Origin of the sequence: Curtobacterium sp. PhB136 (assembly GCF_004346855.1) — a bacterium.
Taxonomy (GTDB): Bacteria; Actinomycetota; Actinomycetes; order Actinomycetales; family Microbacteriaceae; genus Curtobacterium.
In genome coordinates this window covers 504,729-525,100 of record NZ_SMGH01000004.1, presented here as the reverse complement: position 1 = coordinate 525,100, position 20,372 = coordinate 504,729, and the positions used below count along the sequence as shown (strand labels likewise).

Annotated in this window: 18 protein-coding genes; 14 read left to right on the top strand and 4 right to left on the bottom strand. The window is 63.9% G+C overall.

Annotated elements, in window-relative coordinates:
- Nucleotides 1–12 precede the first annotated feature (12 nt).
- The 3 genes from EDF27_RS02505 to EDF27_RS02495 all read right to left on the bottom strand — a co-directional run bounded on the left by EDF27_RS02505 (nt 13) and on the right by EDF27_RS02495 (nt 1,630).
- Nucleotides 13–363, bottom strand: coding sequence for a hypothetical protein (locus EDF27_RS02505; protein ID WP_132047107.1), 351 nt, complete (start codon nt 361–363; stop codon nt 13–15).
- Nucleotides 354–1,115, bottom strand: a complete 762-nt coding sequence (locus EDF27_RS02500; RefSeq protein WP_132047105.1) for a hypothetical protein — start codon at nt 1,113–1,115, stop codon at nt 354–356. Before EDF27_RS02500 ends, EDF27_RS02505 begins: the two co-directional genes overlap by 10 nt.
- A gap of 197 nt (nt 1,116–1,312) precedes the next feature.
- Nucleotides 1,313–1,630 (bottom strand): hypothetical protein, encoded by a 318-nt coding sequence (locus tag EDF27_RS02495; RefSeq protein ID WP_132047103.1) that lies wholly within the window; start codon nt 1,628–1,630, stop codon nt 1,313–1,315.
- Nucleotides 1,631–2,203: 573 nt separating this feature from the next.
- Here EDF27_RS02495 and EDF27_RS02490 point away from each other — a divergent pair.
- From EDF27_RS02490 to EDF27_RS02430, 13 genes are all read left to right on the top strand, one after another.
- A complete protein-coding gene (locus EDF27_RS02490; RefSeq protein WP_132047101.1) occupies nt 2,204–2,803 on the top strand; it encodes a hypothetical protein in 600 nt (199 codons plus the stop codon).
- A 122-nt stretch (nt 2,804–2,925) separates the two neighbouring features.
- Complete coding sequence (locus EDF27_RS02485; RefSeq protein WP_132047099.1) at nt 2,926–3,408, top strand: hypothetical protein; 483 nt, start codon at nt 2,926–2,928, stop codon at nt 3,406–3,408.
- A 144-nt stretch (nt 3,409–3,552) separates the two neighbouring features.
- Nucleotides 3,553–4,965 (top strand): hypothetical protein, encoded by a 1,413-nt coding sequence (locus EDF27_RS02480; protein WP_132047097.1) that lies wholly within the window; start codon nt 3,553–3,555, stop codon nt 4,963–4,965.
- 156 nt (nt 4,966–5,121) lie between these two features.
- Nucleotides 5,122–5,439 (top strand): hypothetical protein, encoded by a 318-nt coding sequence (locus EDF27_RS02475; protein ID WP_132047095.1) that lies wholly within the window; start codon nt 5,122–5,124, stop codon nt 5,437–5,439.
- A gap of 651 nt (nt 5,440–6,090) precedes the next feature.
- On the top strand, nt 6,091–7,299 hold the full coding sequence (locus tag EDF27_RS02470; protein ID WP_165931326.1) for an ATP-grasp domain-containing protein: 1,209 nt from the start codon (nt 6,091–6,093) through the stop codon (nt 7,297–7,299).
- A gap of 55 nt (nt 7,300–7,354) precedes the next feature.
- Nucleotides 7,355–8,776 (top strand): phenylacetate--CoA ligase family protein, encoded by a 1,422-nt coding sequence (locus EDF27_RS02465; protein ID WP_132047091.1) that lies wholly within the window; start codon nt 7,355–7,357, stop codon nt 8,774–8,776.
- The gene (locus tag EDF27_RS02460; protein ID WP_132047089.1) at nt 8,773–9,789 is read left to right on the top strand and encodes an enolase C-terminal domain-like protein; all 1,017 of its coding nucleotides are present in this window, start codon (nt 8,773–8,775) and stop codon (nt 9,787–9,789) included. Before EDF27_RS02465 ends, EDF27_RS02460 begins: the two co-directional genes overlap by 4 nt.
- 130 nt (nt 9,790–9,919) lie before the next feature.
- Nucleotides 9,920–11,080 (top strand): aminotransferase class I/II-fold pyridoxal phosphate-dependent enzyme, encoded by a 1,161-nt coding sequence (locus EDF27_RS02455; protein ID WP_132047087.1) that lies wholly within the window; start codon nt 9,920–9,922, stop codon nt 11,078–11,080.
- Complete coding sequence (locus EDF27_RS02450) at nt 11,077–12,006, top strand: NAD(P)-dependent oxidoreductase (RefSeq protein WP_132047085.1); 930 nt, start codon at nt 11,077–11,079, stop codon at nt 12,004–12,006. The genes EDF27_RS02455 and EDF27_RS02450 overlap by 4 nt, the downstream gene beginning before the upstream one ends.
- Nucleotides 11,981–13,348 (top strand): FAD-binding protein, encoded by a 1,368-nt coding sequence (locus tag EDF27_RS02445; RefSeq protein WP_165931325.1) that lies wholly within the window; start codon nt 11,981–11,983, stop codon nt 13,346–13,348. The genes EDF27_RS02450 and EDF27_RS02445 overlap by 26 nt, the downstream gene beginning before the upstream one ends.
- Entirely contained in the window at nt 13,345–14,670 is a 1,326-nt protein-coding gene (locus tag EDF27_RS02440; protein WP_132047081.1) for a hypothetical protein, read from the top strand. Before EDF27_RS02445 ends, EDF27_RS02440 begins: the two co-directional genes overlap by 4 nt.
- A 19-nt stretch (nt 14,671–14,689) precedes the next feature.
- Entirely contained in the window at nt 14,690–16,072 is a 1,383-nt protein-coding gene (locus EDF27_RS02435) for an MATE family efflux transporter (protein ID WP_132047079.1), read from the top strand.
- Between the two features lie 50 nt (nt 16,073–16,122).
- Nucleotides 16,123–17,298 carry an ATP-grasp domain-containing protein gene (locus EDF27_RS02430; RefSeq protein WP_165931324.1) on the top strand — a complete coding sequence of 392 codons (1,176 nt, stop codon included), beginning with the start codon at nt 16,123–16,125 and terminating at the stop codon, nt 17,296–17,298.
- 498 nt (nt 17,299–17,796) lie between these two features.
- Here EDF27_RS02430 and EDF27_RS02425 read toward each other — a convergent pair whose 3' ends face one another.
- A complete protein-coding gene (locus EDF27_RS02425) occupies nt 17,797–18,636 on the bottom strand; it encodes a hypothetical protein (protein ID WP_132047075.1) in 840 nt (279 codons plus the stop codon).
- Between the two features lie 388 nt (nt 18,637–19,024).
- Between EDF27_RS02425 and EDF27_RS02420 the strand changes: the two genes are divergently transcribed.
- Entirely contained in the window at nt 19,025–20,371 is a 1,347-nt protein-coding gene (locus EDF27_RS02420; RefSeq protein ID WP_132047073.1) for a HEPN domain-containing protein, read from the top strand.
- Nucleotide 20,372 lies beyond the last annotated feature (1 nt).

The window sequence follows — 20,372 nt, the reverse complement described above, 5'->3', positions numbered from 1 at the left end:
GCAACCTGAAGGTCAGAGCCGACCGGCGGCCCGGAGCACGTCGATCGCTTCCGGCAGCATGTCCGTGCACGCCGACGGTCCCTCGTAGGGTGCGCGCAGCCGCCCGGCGTCATCGACCGGGAACCATTGCAGGAACCCCGTTTGCAAGTCGACCGTGTAGACACGGGCAGCAGCGACACCATCGACGTCCAGGAGGGACGTTAACCGGTCAGCGTTGTAGTCGGCGCTGCTCTGATGGTGGAGGCCTCGCCTGCTCAGTCGCGGACGGCGAAGGTTTCCTGCCCGGGTGAACGTGCCGGCGATGCTCGCAAGGTAGCGAGTCTTCACCTCTACCACGGTGAGCTCGTCGTCGATCAGGACCACAAGATCGAGGTCTTGCCTTCCGTCGGAGAGTCGCCGACGGCGACGATCGGAACGTCCAGCCTCTCCAGGTGCATTCGAACCACTTCTTCGCCCACATCGCCAAGCTGGGCAGAGGTGAGCGTGTCCAGGACTGCGTGAGCAGCGCATTGCCTGTCTGCTGGAGGTGGGTACGAGGCAGTCACGGCCACGTCGAACCGATTCCGATACGCCTGTGCGTTGACACCCTCGGCGGTAATCGTCCCGGTCTCAATCACCGCCGGGTGATCCGACGCATCCGCATACCGCAACGCCGCAAAGTACATCGACTGTCGTGCCACGGCAGTTCGTTCCGTGTCTCGGTACCGTCGACCGTCGAGGGACAACCCCCGGTTCAACGCTCGATCCTGCCGGAAGATGTTCGGCCCGAAGAGGCCGCCGCCGCTGTGCGGCATGAGATGACCACGATCAACGGGACGGCCGCTTTGCAGCAGAGGGAAACCAGCCTGGTAGGAAGCGTCCCGAGCATCAACCTCGCGAGGGGGAACACCGACACAGGCAAGAGTCCGATCCGGAACGGTGCCCGCGGCGACCTCGAACAGATACGTCGCCGACCCGTGCTCGAAGACGGTCAGAATGCCATCTGAGCGACTGCTCCAGAGATCGAGCAGTTCAGCGACGAGTTTATCGGCGCCGGCACCCGCACGTGCGAGGCGATCGGCCGACGCGTAGAAGGCGACCGTGTCCTGCCACGCCGCGCCCATCTCAAGGCCCATGGCGACACCTCCGACCGCTCTGGGAGAGTTCTTCCTGCACTATCTCAGCTGACAGTGTCTCGTCGTCTGGCCGCGATCGTGTCACGAGGTGTGCACTCGAGCCCTCGTACCGATCTGCAGGCGGTTGGGACGTGCGGCGAGCACCACGCACAGCGAATGAACCTCGCCCGGGACTGATGCAGGTTGACGTTGAAGGACTACCGGCTTCCCTCTAAGTCGAGCTGCGACAGTTCCTGGAGCACTTGGCGGCCGGTCTCGAGCACGACGCCGTCGTATCGAGCAACGCCAAATACGCCACCATTGGTCGATTGCACGCGAAGTTCAGAAACACCCTCTCCCTTCGCATGGAACGTGAAGCGGGTTGTCTCGGACCGGATTGCGACGGTCGTGCGACGACCGACGAGCGCTCGGTCAGGCAGTACTTCAATCAAGTTCGCATTAGGAACAGCTTCAACTGCGCGACGAAAGAGATCAGGTATTCCGCTGATAGGCACGTGCACGGTTACGCTGGGCATAAGTCTTCCTCGAACAACGATGACACTGGATGGGGCCTCGTGGGCAGCTTACGTTGCGTCCTGTTCAGGGGTTCCGCCGAGACGGCAGCCGACCAGACCAGCATCCTGACTCGCTGACTCGCAACCGGGGCGTCGGGCGACCCTCCTGTGCGATGATTGAGCGGGTCGGCACCTTGACCGCGGCGACGGCACTCGGCCACTAGTCGCATAGCTGTCACCGACTTCGCGGCGGTCTTCGGCATCAGCGTCGTACCCCATTAAACCCAGACCACCACCGAGACCGATGAGCGCCGACGGCCTTGACTCCAGGCCGCCCACGATTGAGCTGGATCCGGGCCCTCGTGACGCGTGCAGGTGTAGGTCTGAAAGTCCACCATCGCGCGCGGTCCCGTCCCGACCACCCAGACGCTGACTCACAACGCGGCGAACCAGATCGCGAGCCCCGGGGTCACATACGACGGCACCGGGGAGCCCATCGCGGTATGCAACACCGGTACGACCCACGTCCCGTCCTCGTCCCGCCAGTGGGCTACGTTGCGGACGGCCACGAACGGCGTAGATCATGATGGGGATGTGTCTTGGCTCGGTTTCGTTGACTCGTTGGTGCGCTCCCTGGCGTGGCCCGGCGTCGTCCTCATCGCCGCGCTGCTGTTCCGGACTGAACTGGCAGGCCTCGTCGCCCGGTTGACGCACCTCAAAGTACCCGGCGGTGAGGCGACATTCGGTGACGGCCTGGCGAAGGCGGAGCGGACATTCGAACAGTTCCAGGCGTCAGCAAACGGTGCTGAGGCCGCATCTGGACAACCAGAGCCGGAGGATTCCAACGCAGCTGGCAACGTCCGGTCCGGGCCGGTCGAGCCGTCGGCGCTCGTGTTGCGCTCATGGGAAAAGTTGGCAGAGGAGATCGTCGGCCTCGCGCACATCAGCATTCCAGGGGCGCGCACAACGAACGCTGCAGCTGCAGCGGCGGCCCTTGAACGTGCCGGGGTAGTCAACGACCTCTTTGTCGAGACAGCGAACGAACTCCGCCGCCTTCGGAACGCAGTTGCACACGCGAAGGAGACCCCGACACCAGGCGCGGCGATCGCATACGCAGACCAAGCCCGCGAGCTGCAGGCGGCGTGCCGGGCGCTCGCGCAGCTGCATAACCGGCGCAGCGACGCCGATTCTTGACGCGGACGAATAGACACTTCCGGCATCGCTCCTTTTCGGTCGCATGGCAAGGTAGATCCACGGACCTGAACAAGCTGCGCACGCTCTCGCCATCTGACCAACGTGTTCTCCTCCTCGGCGGGGTGACTGCGGAGACGACGAGTCTCGACGCGGCACTCCGATTCGTTCATGCTGCTCTGCGGGGACGTCACGAGATCGATGCGTTCCTCGATGCGCCGCGGTACATCACGACCATTGTCAAGGAGTGCAAAGCGCTCCTCGACCAGCGGGACGGCATCGACGATGCGGGCCGGCGAGCGGTCAATGCGACGCTGACCGCCGCGAACAAGCTGTATGCGACTCGGAACCGGTTCGTTCACAACATGCTCCGCGCGGACCTTGTCAGCGGCGGGTGGGAACTAGCAGGGCTTGAGCGTCAACCGGATGGCGAGCAGCACATCACCGCCACAACATTCGACGGCATGGTCCAACTGGTTGCGGACCTGGTCGGTGTCGCATGGCGGCTCCGAGGCCCGGCGTTATACATCCTCAACGGCTCCTGGGGCGGACTTGCGACCGGCGCCGTCGAGGGTCGATGGGACGGCAGCGCCGACTACGTGGGCTGAGGGCTGGGGCGGGCAAGGCGGATGGCCAAGATCTCTGCTCGAACCGAATTTCGGCAGGGTCCGCGCGGTCGCTGGAGTCGGCGTGATCGTCGGCGGAAGGAGTGCGTACGGTGTAAGAGACAGCTGGACGCGGAGGGCGTTGACATGTTGGTGCTTGGGACGACGTCAAAAGACAAGGGGACGCAGCTCGAGACTCTTGTGCGGGTTGCTCTTGCGGACGAAGGGTTCGAGAACGTTCGCGCGAACATCATCGGCGCAGGCGGGAACGAGTTAGACGTCGTCGCCGTGCAGTCCACCGTACTTCTCGGTCAAGCAACGGCGACGCCGGTGCTGTGCGAGGCGAAGGCGTATGCCAACACTGTTGACATGCCCACTTGGCAGCGCTTCCTCGGCAAGTTGTTCATTGGTCGGCACGAAAACCCTCGGACAGTCGGTGTGCTGATCGCTCTGAACGGTGTCAACGGGAACGTTGCCGGGAGCTTGGACATCCTCCGGCAACGTGACGCTGGGCTGCTCGTCATCGATGGAACGGTGCTCGTCGGCAGGGCCCGCGGAAGCGCTGAGCTCGCCGATGAGGTCGAAGTTGCCTCCGCTGCGGAGAGCGTGTTCGGGCGACGGCCGATAGCGCTCGAGCCGGCGTACTACAACGCTGCGTGGTCTTGGGTTCTGCGATGGAGCCCCGACTCATACTCCATACTCCGAGGGGACGGATCTGCGCCCCTGACAGTGGAGATCGACGTCCTCCGGCCGGCGCTTGCGGAGGTATTGCAGGGTGCGCTTTGGGAAACTTCCGACACAGACGCTGTCGACGAGGCACGACATGACAGGCGTCTCCAAGCCCTGGGGCTCCTCTTCGGAGGCGGCGTACTCAGCCGGTCCGATGCGCCCGACATCTTCGAGGAACTTAGCTCCGCGTCGTTCTGTGAAGAGCTAGACGCTGAGGTGCGCCTTCGACAAGCGGCCGAACTCTCAGCCTCAGACGTCGCCGCTCTCATCAGGTACCTGCTGCAACGGCGGATCCGGGTTCGTCACCTCGGCTTCGTCGCGAAACGCCTCCATGAGCCATACATCAGCCGCCTCGTTGATGAACTACCAGGCCTGCAACTTGGACTTACGCTCGACGAAGATGACGAGCAGGCGCTCAGGCGGGTCGCACCAATGTTCCCGTCTATCTGGGCAAATCTGCTCGAACCCGTGCCGTTCCTCATCCCACACGACCGCTCCAACGCCGACGCGGCAGCTGCCGACCGGGAGGCTTTTTGGGAAATGATCCAAAGCTGCATTCGAGCCGACCTTGCCGATCCGGCACTTCGCGCTTTTCTATTCGACTACCTCGACGTCGCAGAACTTGAAGAGCGGCAAAGTACCGTTGTCAAGACCAAATACGAAGCGGTTGCGGAAATCACTACTGCTGTCCGAAACGGCATCGGTGTGCTTGAAGTACCGAACGACGCTGGCGGTTCTACGCATCACGTGATGATCCGGGTGCTGCACGGCGCACCCGAACCATGGGAGAGCACGCATCCAAACCCGAGCCTCGATCTAGAGGACATTTGAACGCGGATTGCCGGGGTGCGGCACGATCCCGCCCGCGGTTGAGAGCCGCCAAGCGGCTTGGCCGGGCCTGAGGCGGGGTACCCCCTCCTGCAGTTCCACTACGGCCCATGCGCAACCAGGATCGGAGGTAACAAGACGAAGTCCTGGCCGCCCCACTTGGTCGGGATCGTCGCACGCTACAGCGGCATCCTCGACCGGCACCTGTACCCGCTGCCGACAGGTCTGCGTTTCAACATCGTCCCGCTACCCAACGGCAAGAGTGTCGTCGCCGTTGATGTTCCGCCGCAGCAGGAAACGCAGAAACCGTTCCTCGTTCATGGGGCCATCCGAGCGGATGGCGAAGTCGAGGGAGCGTTCGTCAGCATCGTGCAACGACGCGGTGAGGCGAGCGTGCCGATCACCGCCCCAATGAGCCACACCACACTCGCAGCCGGCCGTGCCCGGCTCCGCGGGGACGATAGCCGCAGCAGCTGAGCGCCCTACTCCGGACAGTTCCGCGTGAGCGCTGCAGCACGAGAAGTGCGTAAGGGGTTACCCCTGAGTCGGCCTCGAGGCCGGTCACCCCGATGAAGGCTTTGTCAGAGTGGGGTTAGGCGAGTTAGCGGCCCCTGATGGGACCTGCGACCGGACCGGGGGACGTCACCCCCGAGCGCGGTGATCGTGACGTCGGCCGTCATCGACAGGTTCAGCGCGTGCGTGCTCGACGTTACGACGTGTACGCGTTTGATCACCGACTTCGTCCCCACCAGGATCTCGCTGGCCGAGTCCTCCAGGCGGATAGCGCCACCGCGGAGCCTCACCATCCGGCGGAATCCTCTAGTGCCTTGATGTCACGACGCACGGTGGATCATGGCGCGTCGGTGACGGGTGCCCGCATCAACCCGTAGCCGCCGTTCGTGCGCGGCCACGAGGTAGATGCTCCCGCGGTGGGACACTCCGCCTTGGTCCGGCGCGTTGCCAGGGCTGCGCGTCTACCGGTGGTGCAAGCCCCGACGGCCTCCTGCCTCGACCTTGGATGAAACCACGTCGGATGCCGGACCGGCATGCTGTCAACGATCGTCCAGGCGCCCGAGCTGGACACGCCGGAAGTTGCGCAATGCACAGACGTGTGGAACTGTAGGCCCCATGGGGGCAACAAAACGCTTTGAATACGTGGTTGTGGTCGGCAAAGGGCATTTCGCCTACCGAGGCTACAACCTTGAGGAACTGAAAGACGCTGGCGTCCGGACGATCCTCGTGGATGACGACCCGCTTTCGAATGAAGAGGCCGTTCTCATCGAAAGTCTGCTGTCCGTCGACTTCACGGCAACACCGGAGGATGAAGCGCTCCGTGTGCAGTCCGCCTTGCCAGACGGTGCAGTGCGGGGTATCTGCTACATCGAAAGCCTGCTGCCGTGGGCAGCGCGCTTCTTCGCAGCAATTGGAGTCGACTTCCTGAGCGCGGAGCAAGCGGTGGCAGTGCGGAGCAAGAGTGCGCTTCGGAAGGCCTTCGAGGTCGCGGGGCTCCATACTCCCTGGAACATCAAAGGGACACCCTCGGATCTGCTTGCCCACGACGCACTCGAATACCCGCTGATCGTCAAACCTGACGACGGTTTCTCGAGCATCGGGGTAGAGCTCCTCGCCTCACACGACGAGCTGGTGCGGTATTTCGCGCGCGACAACAACGTGAACGCCGAGCAGTACGTCCTGGAGGGGGTGCTGGACGGCGCCGAGCGGAGCCTTGAGGGCTTCATCCGCGACGGGGAAGTCTCAGTAATCGGGCTCACTACGAAGTTCAAGACATCGCGTCCGTTCTTCGAGGAGCTTGGGCACTACATCGACCCCGCTGTCGCTCCCACGCCTGCACACGTCGACGCCGTCGCAGCCACTATGCGAGCCATGGGTATCTCGACATCGCCGTTCCACTTCGAGTTCTTCGAACATCACGGTGATCTTCTCCCGGTCGAAGTCGGAGCACGCCCGGGCGGCGACAAAATCCCGTACCTGCATCGACGAGCGAGCGGCAAAAGCTTATTGCTCACGTACCTCGACAAAGACCACGCCTATCCTTCCGAGAGTCCGTCCGGCGTCGGCATCGTGTTCTTCGTCCCGGCCGAAGCGGGGACGGTCGTGGCCGACTTCCCAAACGAGACAGTCGCGCGTGCCCTCGGGGAGCACGCCTTCGAGGCACACGCAGGCAAGGCCGTCCAAGCAGCACCCGAGGACTTCTTCGCGCGCCTCGGGTTCGCCGTGATCGTGGCACCCACGGTCGACGAATTCCTGCGGAACGCGAATGAGCGGATCGACTTGATGGAGCGAGCGGCCGGGATCGCACTCCATCGCCTCGAGTAGGGCCGAACACGTAACAGTGGCAGAGGTGCCGCGATAGCAATTGTCATGGGGGAACATGTCTACGATCAACATCACAGAAACCGCGCCGATCCGAAACGTCGAAGCAGACGCTGCGAGAAGCGAGGAAATCGAGCCCTTCATCCGCTACTCACAGCGGAAAAAGGCTGAGAGCAGGCCTGCCCAGGCCCGCCTACGGCGGCGCTGGGATTTCGAGAAACGGCACGTGCGTCGCGCGGTTTGGCAACTCGAGCAGGAGACCGATCGGGCGCAGCTGCTGCGCATCCGAGAACTCGTCGACCGCGCGTTCGTGTCCCACCGGTTCTACCGGGACCTGTACGCATCCGTGGGCTACGAGCCGGGCGCGATCGTCACGTGGGATGACTACGAAGCGCTCCCCGTGATCAACAAGCGTGCGTTGATCGACGGCGGCTTCGGCGAAGACGTCGAGGCGATGTATCCGGCGGGCATGCTGCACTCGGCCCGCACCTCGGGGTCGAGCGGCTTGAACATGACCATCTACCAGGACGACGCCAGCGTGGAGTACCGCCACGTGCTGTACATGCGTCACTGCGAACTGATGCTCCGAGACACGCTGCAGCCTACCGACTGGCGGTACGGAATCTACTTCGTGGCCGAGCGTTACACGTCCCTGCTCGGGGATTACCCGTTCGTCACGGTCTCGCAAGACGTGCCCGTGGACATTCTCATTCGCAACCTCGCTGAGGTCCGTCCCCGTCTCGTCCTGACCCTACCGAGTGCACTGCAGCGTCTCGCCGAGACCCGGATCGATCTCCAGGAGTTCGGGGTGCAGGCCGTCGGCACGAACTCGGAGCGCAGCACAAAGGAGGAGCGTCTGCACTACTCGGATACGCTCGGCGTTCCGGTATTGGACGAGTACTCCTCGGAAGAGATGTCCCTGATCGCCTACGAATGCGGTGAACGGCGCTACCACCTGGTCGAGGACAGCGGCCGCTTCGATGTTCACGGCGCCGACGAGGAAGGCTACGGGCATCTCGTTGGCACGTCATTCGGCAATGCCTCTATGCCGTTCATTCGGTACGACCAAGGCGATGTCGTCCAGATCGGGCAGGCGGGGAGCCAGTGTCCGTGTGGGTCGAGGTTCCGAGTGCTCACGTCGTTCCGCGGTCGAGAGGACGAGGCACTCGCCGACGGTCAAGGCACGGTCGCTGCAGATGCCGTTCTCGGGTTGTGCGACGCGACGCTCGTGGACGCCGAGGCCAATGTCTTGCAGTACCAGATCGTGCAGACCGCCCGGGATCGCGTGGTGTTGCGGGCGCAACCCATCGACCGTGCGCTCGGACTCGAGACTCGGCCGGTCCGGAAGTTCGTCGCAACCCTCCCGTCGCTGTTCGAGAACGTGCGTATGAACGTCACCGTCGAGCAGACTGACGATTTCGACCGCTTCGCATCGGGCAAGCGTCGTCTGATCATCGTGGCGATGGATGGTGCGCGTTGAGCGAGTTCCTGGCCGCAGCACGGGGCCGGCGGGTGGAAATGTCTACGGTCGTCGTCGATCGGCTACTACGGAAACCTTTCCGCATCGCGGGTGAGGAGCACGTGGACATCACCGCGCTCCTCGTCACCGTGACATCCGGATCCGGTGCAAGCGGCGAGGGCGAGTGCAACCCGTTCGCCGTACCGGGCTGGGACTTGCGGCGGTGTATGACCGAACTCGAAGCAGTGCAACCGTTCCTCGGAGCGGGCGCATCTCGGACCGAGCTGTTCGAACTGATGCCCGCTGGCCCCGCTCGGAACGCCCTGGATAGTGCGCTAGCTTCGCTCGACCTTCGTGAGTCGGCGCCGCTGCACACGCGGCGGGTACAGACCGACCTTGCATCCGCGAAGACGGTAAGTCTTCCTGCGCCGGGGGAGGACTTCGAATTCGATGAGGTCGCAACCCTCGAAGTAGTGAAACTCAAGATCGACGCGACGACGCCGATCTCGGTGCTCGAAGACCTGCGGAACGCCTCGAGTGACGTGCGGGTGCTCGTCGACGCGAATGGGAGTCTCGACGCTGAAGGAGTCAACCGGTGGCTGCCAGCGCTGCGGGAGCACCGGGTCGAGGTGTTCGAACAGCCGATGGACCCGAGCGCCGACCGCTACTTGGCGGACGTCGAGGACCGTGGTGAGGTCCTGTTCTGCGCGGACGAGAGTTTCCAGCGGATCGGCGACCTGAGCGAGCTTTCCGACCGATACGACATGGTCAACATCAAGCTCGACAAGGTCGGCGGGCCGTCTGCAGCCGTGCGTGCCTTCGCCCTCGCGTCCGGTTTCGGGCTGAAGCGGATGATCGGCTGCATGATCGGTTCCTCGCTCGCGGTCGCCCCGGCGTGGTGGCTCGCGGCCGAGGCTGACTTCGTTGACATCGACGGTCCGACACTCATCGTCGAAGACGTGCAGCACGCGATGCAGTGGAATGGTAGCCGAGCCACGCGGCCGTCGCCGCTCCTGTGGGGTTCCGGGACCTGACCCGCACAGCGTCTTGTGCCGTCCGTGCCTTCGGCATCCCGTGCCGCGCGCACGGACGGCATCTTATGTCGCCCGTGCACTACAGACAACATGAACGTTTTGAGACGCGCCCCCTTTGGGGCGCAGATATATGGGGGAGATTGTGGTGTTCACCGCGCTAAATCAAGAGAAGACGCTAACCGACTACGAGCAGATCGGGTTCGGAGTCGCCGCGAACCTCGCCGACGGTCACGCTTACCAGGCCTTGACTGCCGGGCAGTCGGCAGTGGTTGAACGGCTCGCTGAAACGTGGCGCACCTCGGAGCAGGAATCGATCCCCGCCTCCGAAGATCGTTACATCAAGCGCTTCGCGTCGATCGCCGGGGAGCCGGGCGTCCTCGCCGCAGCGGACAAGTTTGTCTTGCCGACGGCCTCGAACTCCATCGACCTCGTCAGCGCATACTTGAAGCTCCGCGACAGTCGTGTTCTCCTCACCCACCCCACGTTCGACAATCTGGCACTGCTGCTGCGTCGCCGCGGGGTCGAGCCGGTTCCCATCTCGGAACCCGAGCTCATCGACCCCGATGCTCTCGCCGCACGGCTGTCGACGGCGGACGTGCTCTTCATCGTCAACCCGAACAACCCGTCCGGGCGTAGCTTCTCCGAGACCGAGTTCCGGTCGATTGTCGACAATTGCGTCCGGAACGACGTCACCGTCGTGGTCGACGCGAGCTTCCGACTGTTCTATGCCCACCAGTGGGATTCCTACGGCGTACTCCAGGAAGTAGGTGCCTCATACATCGTCTTCGAAGACACCGGGAAGGTGTTCCCGACGCAGGACATGAAAGCGAGTATCCTCGCTTGTTCGGCGGATCACATGGGCGTGCTCCGAGAGTTGTACAACGAGGTCTACCTGTGCGTCTCGAAGTTCACCCTCGCAGTTCTCGGTGACTTCTTCGAGGACGCCGGAAAAGCGGGACTGAAAGAGACCGTGCACGATCTCGTCCAGCACCGGCGCAATCTGATTCGTAGCGCCGTCCCTTCGTGGGTCCTCGACCCTACCGCTGCTGACAGTCGCATCAGCGTGGAATGGTTGACGATCGAAGCGTTGCACCGCCCGGACGAAACCGTCGTAGACGAGCTGCGGCGGGCCGGAGTGGCCGTGCTGCCTGGTCGGGGCTTCTTCTGGAACGCGCATCATCGGGCGGAAGCTCAGCGCAACGTGCGAGTGAGTCTGATGAAGCCGGAGCGTGAATTCCTCCTCGGCGTTGAGATCCTCGGCAACTTCTTCGCCCAGGAGTCGGCGCAGTGAGAGTCATCGTCTCCGGCGCGTCGATCCCCGAGGGTCTCGTCGAGGTCGCCGCGCAGCTCGACGTCGAACTGGATCCGATCGGTGCAGATCCGTCCCGTGCGGAACTCGCAGCCGTGCTCCCCGGAGCGACCGGCTACTTCCTTGGCGGCGATGAGTTCCTCGATGCCGCGCTTCTGAAGGTGGCGACCGGTCTGCGCTTCATCTCGTTCGCTGGCACCGGAGCTTCGGCGTTCGTGGACGTCAAAGCTGCAGACACCCTCGGAATCGAGGTGATGACCACCCCTGGCGCGAACGCCGTGGCAGTCGCTGAGTTCGCCCTCGGGCAGGGCATCGCGCTGCAACGCGGACTGCTCGCGAGCGTCGCGTCGAGCCCAAGACTGGAAGAGAAATCGACTGAGATCAGGGGCACTGAATTCGGCGTGTTTGGGCTCGGCACAGTCGGCCTCGAGTGTGCAAGGCTCCTGCTCGCAGTGGGTGGGGCGGTTCGATACGCATCGCGGAAGCGGCACGAGGAGGCAGAGCGGGCACTCGGCATCAGGCATGTCGAACGCGCGGACCTGTTCGCTGACTGCTTGACCATCGTCGTGGCTTGTGAACTCAACGATGACACCTCCTCGAGCATCGGCCGAGCCGAGCTCGCTGCAGGAGTGCGTTACCTGGTCAGCGTCGCGGACCCATGCGTGCTCAACTGGTCCGCTGTCGCGGACGCACTAGACGACGGGACGCTCCTCGGAGTTGCGCAGGATGGTGACTTGTGGACCGAGCGAGTGCTCACACCGGAGCTGCGAGAACGACTACAGCGGCATGCCGGGGTGTCGCTGTTCGTGTCGGCGCACATCGCTGCCAAGACGACGGCTTCGTGGACACGGATGGAAGACGCTGCAATCGAGAACCTGCGCCATGTACTGGCGGAACACGATGACTGAGGGGCCAGCGGGGCTCGTTCGACGGTTGCTAGAGGGAGTTGCCCCGGGCAACCTCATCCTCCCGAGCGCTCCGATATACGACTCGGCGCGCCTCGTCTACAACCGCATGCACGACAAACGCCCTGCAGCTGTCGTCCGGACCCTCGACGTCCGCACGTTGCGCATTGCTATCGCGGCGGCGATTGCGAACGGTTCGTCAATCGCCGTTCGCGGCGGAGGGCACCACATCGGCGGGTTCTCAACCATCGACGACGGACTGCTGTTGGACTTCTCGACCTTCCGCGGCGTGGAATACGACCCCGGTACGCATACCGTCCGGATCGAGCCAGGTGCGCGTCTGGGCGACCTCGACCGAGCGCTTGCTGCCGTCGGGCGTTGTGTTCCGGCCGGTACGGTGAGCGACACCGGGGTCGGAGGTCTGACGCTCGGAGGCGGCATTGGCTGGCTGGTCGCGTCAGGAGGGCTGACCTGTGACTACCTGGTCTCAGCAGACATTCTCCTCGCGGATGGAGCGCTGATTACCGCGAGTGAAACCGAGCACACTGACCTCTTCCGAGCGCTCCGTGGAGGCGGCGTTGGCGCGTTTGGTGTCGTGACCGAGTTCACGTTCAGAACCATCGCACTGCCAACGATCGTCACCGCATCGGTGGCCATGCCTCTTGAATCATCGGCCGCGACCATCCGCCGTCTGCAAGGACTGCACCGCGGAAACGGACTGACACGGGCCACGGTGGCCCCAGTGCTATCACGGGCTGGCCTGTCCGTGGACATCTGTGTGCGTTTGCCGGACGACGGCGAAATCCGCGTCCTCGAAGAGGAGCTGCAGCTGATGCCGGACTGCATGCGACTGACCGGCTACGTCGAGTGGCAGAGTAACTTCGACGACGCGTTCTTCCCGGAACGGCGCGGCTACTGGAAATCCGTCCACTTTGACGAATCGGACGTGGATCTCGACCAGCTGTCCGACGCCATCGAATCGGCACCCTCGGACGGCTGCACGGCGATGATCGAGTTCTACAACACCGACACCCTGCAGGCCCGTGCGGCGGGGTCGGCCTACCCGCGGAGAAACTCCAGAATCGGCGTACTGCTGACAGCACGATGGGACCTCCCCGAAGATGACGACGCACACATTGCATGGGCGCGTCGGTGGGCACGGGTGCTTCGCCAAGTCGGCGGAGCCACCGGCTACAGCAACTACTCGGGTACTGAAGACGGAGGGATCAGGGCCGGCTTCGATGCCGACACGCTTGATCTGTTCGAGGGACTCGAGCGGGCCTACGACCCTTCCGGCGTTTTCCGGAACGGACACCGCGGGTCGATAAGGGGCCGGTGCCCGTGAGCGTCGAACAGGCCGAACTGACGGCACCCGGCCCGTCTGCTTTGATGTCCCATGTGTGGGGCCGGTGCCGTGATGCTGCCCAGCTGCGGCCATTGCCGTTGGAGGACGTCCGGACGTACGCCCGTCGACTGTTCCACCCGACGGGCGCCATCCGTGAGAGGTCCGCTCGGGAAGCGCGGGCGATACTCGCATCGACGCTCGCGCGAGCCACGAACCACGACCCGGCTGAGCTCGCGGCGTGCGTGCAGGGCGGGGCAGTCCTGCAGACCGGACCACACCACCGGCCTGCCCTCGACGACGACTACTTCCCGACGCTGGTCATGAGCTCCATCGGCCAAGCTGCGACCCGGCACGCCCTGAACATCATGTTCAACTGCAGCTCGGTGACGCTCGAGGAGCGCGCACGGCGGGGTCCGGGCTGGCTGCGGATGGCTGGCGAGCCACCCACCAAGGTATTCGCGACCCCCCGACGGATGCTCGCCAAGCGCAGCATGGCCGTTGCGTCCGAGCCGCTGGGTCTGACCGACGAGTTCGTCGAGACGCTCACCCGCTTCGGCACTGCGCCGAACAGTCGGGAGCCGGACGCGGCACGTGAGATGATCGCGCGGAGTAACCGCGAGATCATCACCCGCACCGATGCCGATCTGGGAACCACCACGCTCCTGTTCCAAGAGCCGCTCGTCACCCAGATGATCATCGAGCACCTCGAGACCGACTCCCTGCTCCGACGACTCCTGACCGACGGGCGATTGTCCAGTCTTGGAGCGGCGCTGCATCGTCTCGACGGGCCTCTCGCTTCGTTCCTGCCGCTCGGGACTGACCTCTTCTGGGCGGTCTCGCGTGGGCGCGTACGACCACTGCGACTCCGTCCCGAACGACAGCTCGGCAACCCTGAGACGACGTGGGAACTCAACCCAGCGTCCGTTGTGCGCGGTCTTCAGAGCGGTACGCTCGTGCCTGGTCTCCTCCTGTGCTTCCTGGTCCTGTCCCTCCTGCCGGTCCTGCGGGTCATCGGTGGTGCCTACCAGATTGCCTACCATCAGCTCTTCCAAGAGGCGTTCCTCGACCAACTCGACGAGAGCCGATCGGATGAACGCGATCTGGCGGATGCGATTCGCGAGGCCGTTCTAGTGGGGTGGGGGCACAACGTCGTTGCGGAGAACCCTGTCGCCCGAGGGTTTGCGCGAGACGCTTCCGCGGCGTACGACCGAATAGGTGACGAGTCCGTCTTCGAGGCGAGTGCGGGTTTCGCCGCTTTCCAGAACGATGTTTTGTGGAGGCAGGTAGCGGGCGCGGCGGAGGGTGACGACGGTGAATGTTGAGAAGGCGGAAGGAACATCGATGAAGACGATGACCAGGCAGTTGCTCGTGCTCGGGCTACCGCTCGCTATCGGGTTCATCTCGCAGATGCTCATCTCATTCACGGACGCCGCACTGATCGCGCGCGTTGGCGCCGTGGAACTCGCGGGCACGACGCTCGCCCTAAGTCTCTTCAGCCTCGTGATGTTGATGGGTCTCGGCGTCATCACTGCGGTGTCGCCGCGCGTGGCGGAAGCGTTCGAGCGCTCCGACGGTGATGCCGTTCGGAAATGGTTCTCGCAAGGAACCTGGCTGGCGCTCGCTGCGGGGTTAGTCGGGGTGCTTCTCCTCCAGTTCACCGGCCCGATCCTGCGCCTCATCGGGCAGTCGGCCGAGGTCGCTTCGGTAGCGCAGGAATACAACCAGGGCGCGAGCGCAGGGCTCGTGTTCTTCCTGCTCTACGTGAACTCGCGCAGTGTGATGGGAGCAGTGGGCCGACCCAAACCGCTCACGGTCATCATGCTGCTGGCCGTGCCGGTCAACTTCCTCGTCGGGTGGGCATTCATCTTCGGAACACCTTTCACCGCGGCGGCCGGGGTGTTGGGGGCGGGGCTCTCGAGCACAGTGGTGCGCTTGCTCATCGTGATCGCGGCCTACGCCGTACTGCTCCGGGCACGGGCCTTCCGTGACCTGAAGCTGTCAGAGTCATCGCGTCGGCCGGACCTTGTTGCGCTGCGAAACCTCTCCGGGCTCGGGCTACCGATCGGCGTGCGAATCCTCCTCGGGGAAGGTTTCCTTCCCGTGATTGCCTTCTTCGTCGCTCAGTACGGCGCGGACGCGACCGCCGCGCACGCCGTCGGCCTGCGTGTGGAATCGCTCGTTGGGGTCTTCGCGCTCGGATTCTCGAGTGCGGCCACGACACTGGCTGCTTGGAGCAGAAGCGCCAGGGACTGGCGACGTCTCCAACACCTGCAGTGGTCGTTGTTCATCGTCGCTGCCGGCTACGCCCTGGGTGTGTCCGCCCTCATCGCACTGCTGTTCCCCCAGATCCAGACGCAGGTCTTCGGGCTGAGCAGCGTCACTGTGTCATCGCTGCTCTGGTCGTTGCTGCCCTGGGTGCTGTTGTCCTTCTGCTTCGACAGCGTCGGGAGCATGTACAACGGGTTCCTCGTCGGAATGCTGGACACGAAGCTGCCAACCCTCGTCGTTGCGATCAGTTACTGGGCGTTCGGTCTTGGTCTCGGCATGATCCTGGCCTGGGCCGGCGCTGGGTTCTTCGGGCTGTGGATAGGCATGACCGCGGCGGGATTCGTCGTCACGGTCTTCAACGTGTACCGAGCATCCGTGCACGTACGCCGACTCCGCCGGGTGTCGGGTGAGCTTGTGACCACCGGTCCAGGAGCCAGCGGGGAGACGGCAGCATGAGAGGGAGCAGCAATGACAGCGATGCCATTCTGCTGGTGGGGGCCGGAGCCATGGCAGACGGCTACCTGCGAGCGGTTGAAAGGTGGGGCTGGCGCGTGCTCCTGGCCGAAACTCCGGCGAGGATCGACGCTCTCCGTCGGCAGTACCCGAACATCGTCGACTCGGAGGCGGTGACGTCGCCGGCCGGACAGGACGAATCCTGGCTCGCCCCCGCGCTGCGACTTGCCGACCGACATCGACCAGCCGCCGTGCTCGGATTCGCCGAACCTCAGGTCATGGCATCGACCTTGCTGCAGGAAGCGCTCGGCGTGCCCGGACCCGGCCTCTTCGCTGCGACGGTCTCGAGGAACAAGGCGCTGCAGCGCGCTCTGTTCGAAGAAGCCTCCATCGGCCAGCCTGCGTACCGAATGGCCGAGGATCTCTCCGACGTCGGCGATTGGGCCCTCCGCAACCTGCCCGTCGTCGTCAAGCCCACCTCCGGGATGGGGAGCGCCGGGGTTGAACTCGTCGCAACGGAGGAGGCCTGGGCGGAAGTCCAAGCCTCACGCAGCGGCCACGGGCCACTCCTCATCGAAACGTACGTCGAAGGTCCCGAATATAGTGCTGAGGCGCTCGTGCGCAATGGGGAGGTGGTGTTCGCGAACCTGACGACCAAGCGCACCACCGGAGCACCGCAGTTCGTGGAACTCGGGCACCACGTCGGCGTCGGTACTGCGTCGCGGCAGGAGGTCGAGGCGGCGACGGCGCTCGTCGAGGATGTTGTAGGTGCCATTCACATGGTCACGGGACTGGTCCACCTCGAGTTCCGGCGCTCGCATGACCGGTCCTTCGTTATGGAAGTGGCGGTGCGCACGCCCGGCGATCACATCCTCGAACTCATCGGTCACGCATGGGGATTCGACGTGTACGACGGCTACCTAAGGCTGCTGAGCGGAGTGCCGTTCGAGATGCTGGTCGACCACGCGGCGGCGGCGGCGGCGATCACGTACGTGAACGCCGATTCATGCGGTGTCGTGGACACGATCGATGAACGTCGTTGGGAGCACATTCCGGGGTTTTTGCGTGGGTTCGTCATGGCCGAAGCGGGTGAGCACGTCCAGCCGGCCGAGGCTTCTTCGGACCGTCTGGGGTATGCGATCTTCGCTGCGGGCTCGGAGGATGGTCTGACCCGGTCGATCGAACGGGCCGACGCAGAAGTCGTGGTCAAGATCGCTCCGTGCCCGTAGCGTCGTAGAGCGTTCTGAACTCGATAGCGGTTAGCAGAGAGAATAAGAACTGTCGCGCAAGCCAATCGTCTGCCGGTCAGCGGGTCAGCTGGCACATTGATCCCAATGAGCGCTTCGGCATTGGATGGTGTCACACTCGGGAGCGATGAGCACTGCAAAGTCGTGCAGACAGGCCTCCTCGCCGAGCACCTCATCGCGCTCGGCCAGGTCGCTTGCTGGTGCGGACGAATCGACGCAACTCTGCCGCTGCTCGCCGCGGCGTTGATTCGTGCTTCGGACCGTCCGCGCACACCGAAACGGGCACGGGCGATCGGGCTGGTCTTCTTCTCAATCTTCGCGGAGACCGGTGCACTCGTGGCAGAGCTCGGAACTCACCGATAACCGAAGCCTGATGGCCGCGGCCCACGCTCCACGGAAGTGACGAGTCTTGTGTGGCCAAAACACAGCGCCCGGACGCCCGGCCGTGCGCCGCGCCGTCAAGGCGGGTGGGCCGTCTCATCAGGGGTTCCTCCAAAGAAGGGGAAAATCGAGACAGGCCCAGGGGAAGCGCAGCCCCCGGCTCCGCCCACAGGACGGCGAATCCGCACAACGACGGGCTTCGACGAGATCTGCAAATGACCCGCCACAGGGCTGTTCGCGTAATGGAGTCATCCTGTTCGCGTAATGCCTGAGCGTGAAGAGCCCCCGGCAGCAGCCGGGGGCTCTTTGTGTCTCAGTCGGTTGTGTCGGGCGGGGCGATGACGCCTCGGATCTTCTTGGCGTTCCGTCGGTAGTTGGACCATCCGTTGCGGCCCGGCTTCGGACCTTCTTGTCGGCAGGCTTTCTTGTCGTCGTTGCCGGCGTGGTCACGTCGGGTCGGATGGGGGTCACGATGCCTTCTCGTTGTGCTCGCTTCGCTCGTTCGTTCTTGCGGATCTGGTCGCGGGCGTAGTCGGCGATGCGCTTGTAGTTGAGAGCGGCGACCTTGAACCCAAGAACGTACTGAGCTGCCGCAAGGCCTCGCATTCGTCGTTCGGTGTTGAGATCGAGACTGAAGTCGGACTTGAGTTTGTCGTTGGTAGATTCGATGGCGTTACGGTCGGTGCGGTACACGGCAACCCACTCGTCGCTGCCGTATCGGAAGAGCTGCTGTTCCTGGACGTGGTCGTCCGGGTCGATCGTGATGGAGTCCTGGCAGCACACGGGGGTGTCCTTCCATCGTTTCGGGAGGTTTTGCTTGTGGACCTGTCCGGGTTCGCGCTTTCCTCGGAGGGCTCGATCGTGGGCGTCGCGGATCGGGCAGTACACGGTTGCCGCTGGGCCGAGTGCGGGACAACTTAGTCTGATCTTTCCGTTCACCGACGCCAGGGTCCTCGCTGCCTTCAACTCGCGAGGTGCGCTGTAGCCGATCCTCGGGCGGGCACCTGACTCGTCAGCGCCTGATGAGTCCGACGACCAGCGTTACTGCTGCGATGAGGCCTCCGAGGAAGAATACGCATCCGATGAACCGCGTCAGCTCCGGAGGGATCTGGCCTCCCCAGAACTCTCCTTCGACCTTCCTGCAAAGCGGGCGATCGAGTCCGGGAAAAGCACGAGGGCACAGCCCCAGCGATACAGATCACCGCTCCGACCGCAAGGAAGAGGACACCCACGTCCCGGACGGTACCGGATGACTGCCCGAGATGAGCGCTCGGCGTTTCGGCAGAGGATCGGTCATCGAGACGCGACCGGCCCGTATGTTCGGGGTATGACGAGTTCGTTGGATTCGAACACTTTGGCCGTGGGGGAGCGTCGCTTTGGTCGGCTGGTTGGTGACGTGGCGAGGGTCGGCGGCGGTGATGTCGTCTTGGAACGCACGATCGATGGCATTGTTTTGGAGGTGACATGGTCGTCACCTGATGACGGGCCGGTTCCGCGTTGGTTCCGCGTTGAAGTAGACGTCCTCGACCTCGTCGAGGAATCGAATCGTGGGACGCCTAAGACGTTCGACGGGGTACCGCGGCTGCTGCAGTTCGGCGACCGGCGGGGATTCGTCACACTCATCGGCTGCCGCAAAGCCGGCTACAGCACCAGAAGTGGCGGGCCGGGCAGCGGCCGGATTCGCGTGCAGCGCGCTGTCTTCGGTGGCCGCGAGAAGTGCGACTACACCGCCGCAGTCGCGCTCCGAACGACCGTGTCTCATCTCCGTAACTGGGTAGGTGCGAGCGCCTGGACTACATATGAATCGTCCGAAACAGGGTTGGAATACCGCCGGGAACTGTCAGAGGACGTTGAGCTCGGGAGGTGGGGTGGCGTGGATATCCTCTTGCGGCCCCAGGCTCGTGTCGCTGAGCGAGAAGAACGTGACCTCATTGAGCTCCGCACCGACCTCCTGGTCGAGACCCGCGCAAGGGCGCCGATCCCGTGGGAGCGTCACCTTCGCCCACATTCCGCACTCCGCGACCTTCTCGTCGTTTCCGGTTGGCACGCGGAGGTAGGCGCGATCCACTCTGTGCAGCACCCGGGCGACGCGTATATGTATCGCGACGGCGACGAACGAATGTTCTGGCGGCCCGTGATTTCCAGTCAGGAGGAGACCGCCCTGCGACCCAAGCGACGACATCACCTTGTGACCTATGACGATCTCGGACCCGACGGGCTTCGTTGCTGGTTTGGAATCTGGGCCCGGCTGCAGCGGGTCATCGATCCCATCGTGAGCAGCATCAATATGCGGAACACCACCCCTGTCGCGCTGCTCGCGCAGGTGGGACCCGGCGTCGAGGCCTTGGGTTACGAGCTCTCCAGGCGTGACGGGCTGAGTCGGAAAAAGGCCGGCGGCATCAACCTGGCGAACCGTCTGGCCCGGATAGTCACCGAAGTTGGGGATGTCCTCCCATTTGACGGGGCGGACTGGGCCACGCGCTTGGTGAGCGCCTACAACGGGATCAAACACGCAAACCGTGACATGCCCAACCTTCTCGATGTCCTTAACGCCGAACGGGAGTGCGTCCTTGTCGTGCGGGCCTGGTGCTCTCTTCAGCTCGGGGTGGATCGTGCCGTACTTCGGGAGCGGATCCGCCAGGACGCCCAGTCGCATCCGTGGGTGTTGGACTAGC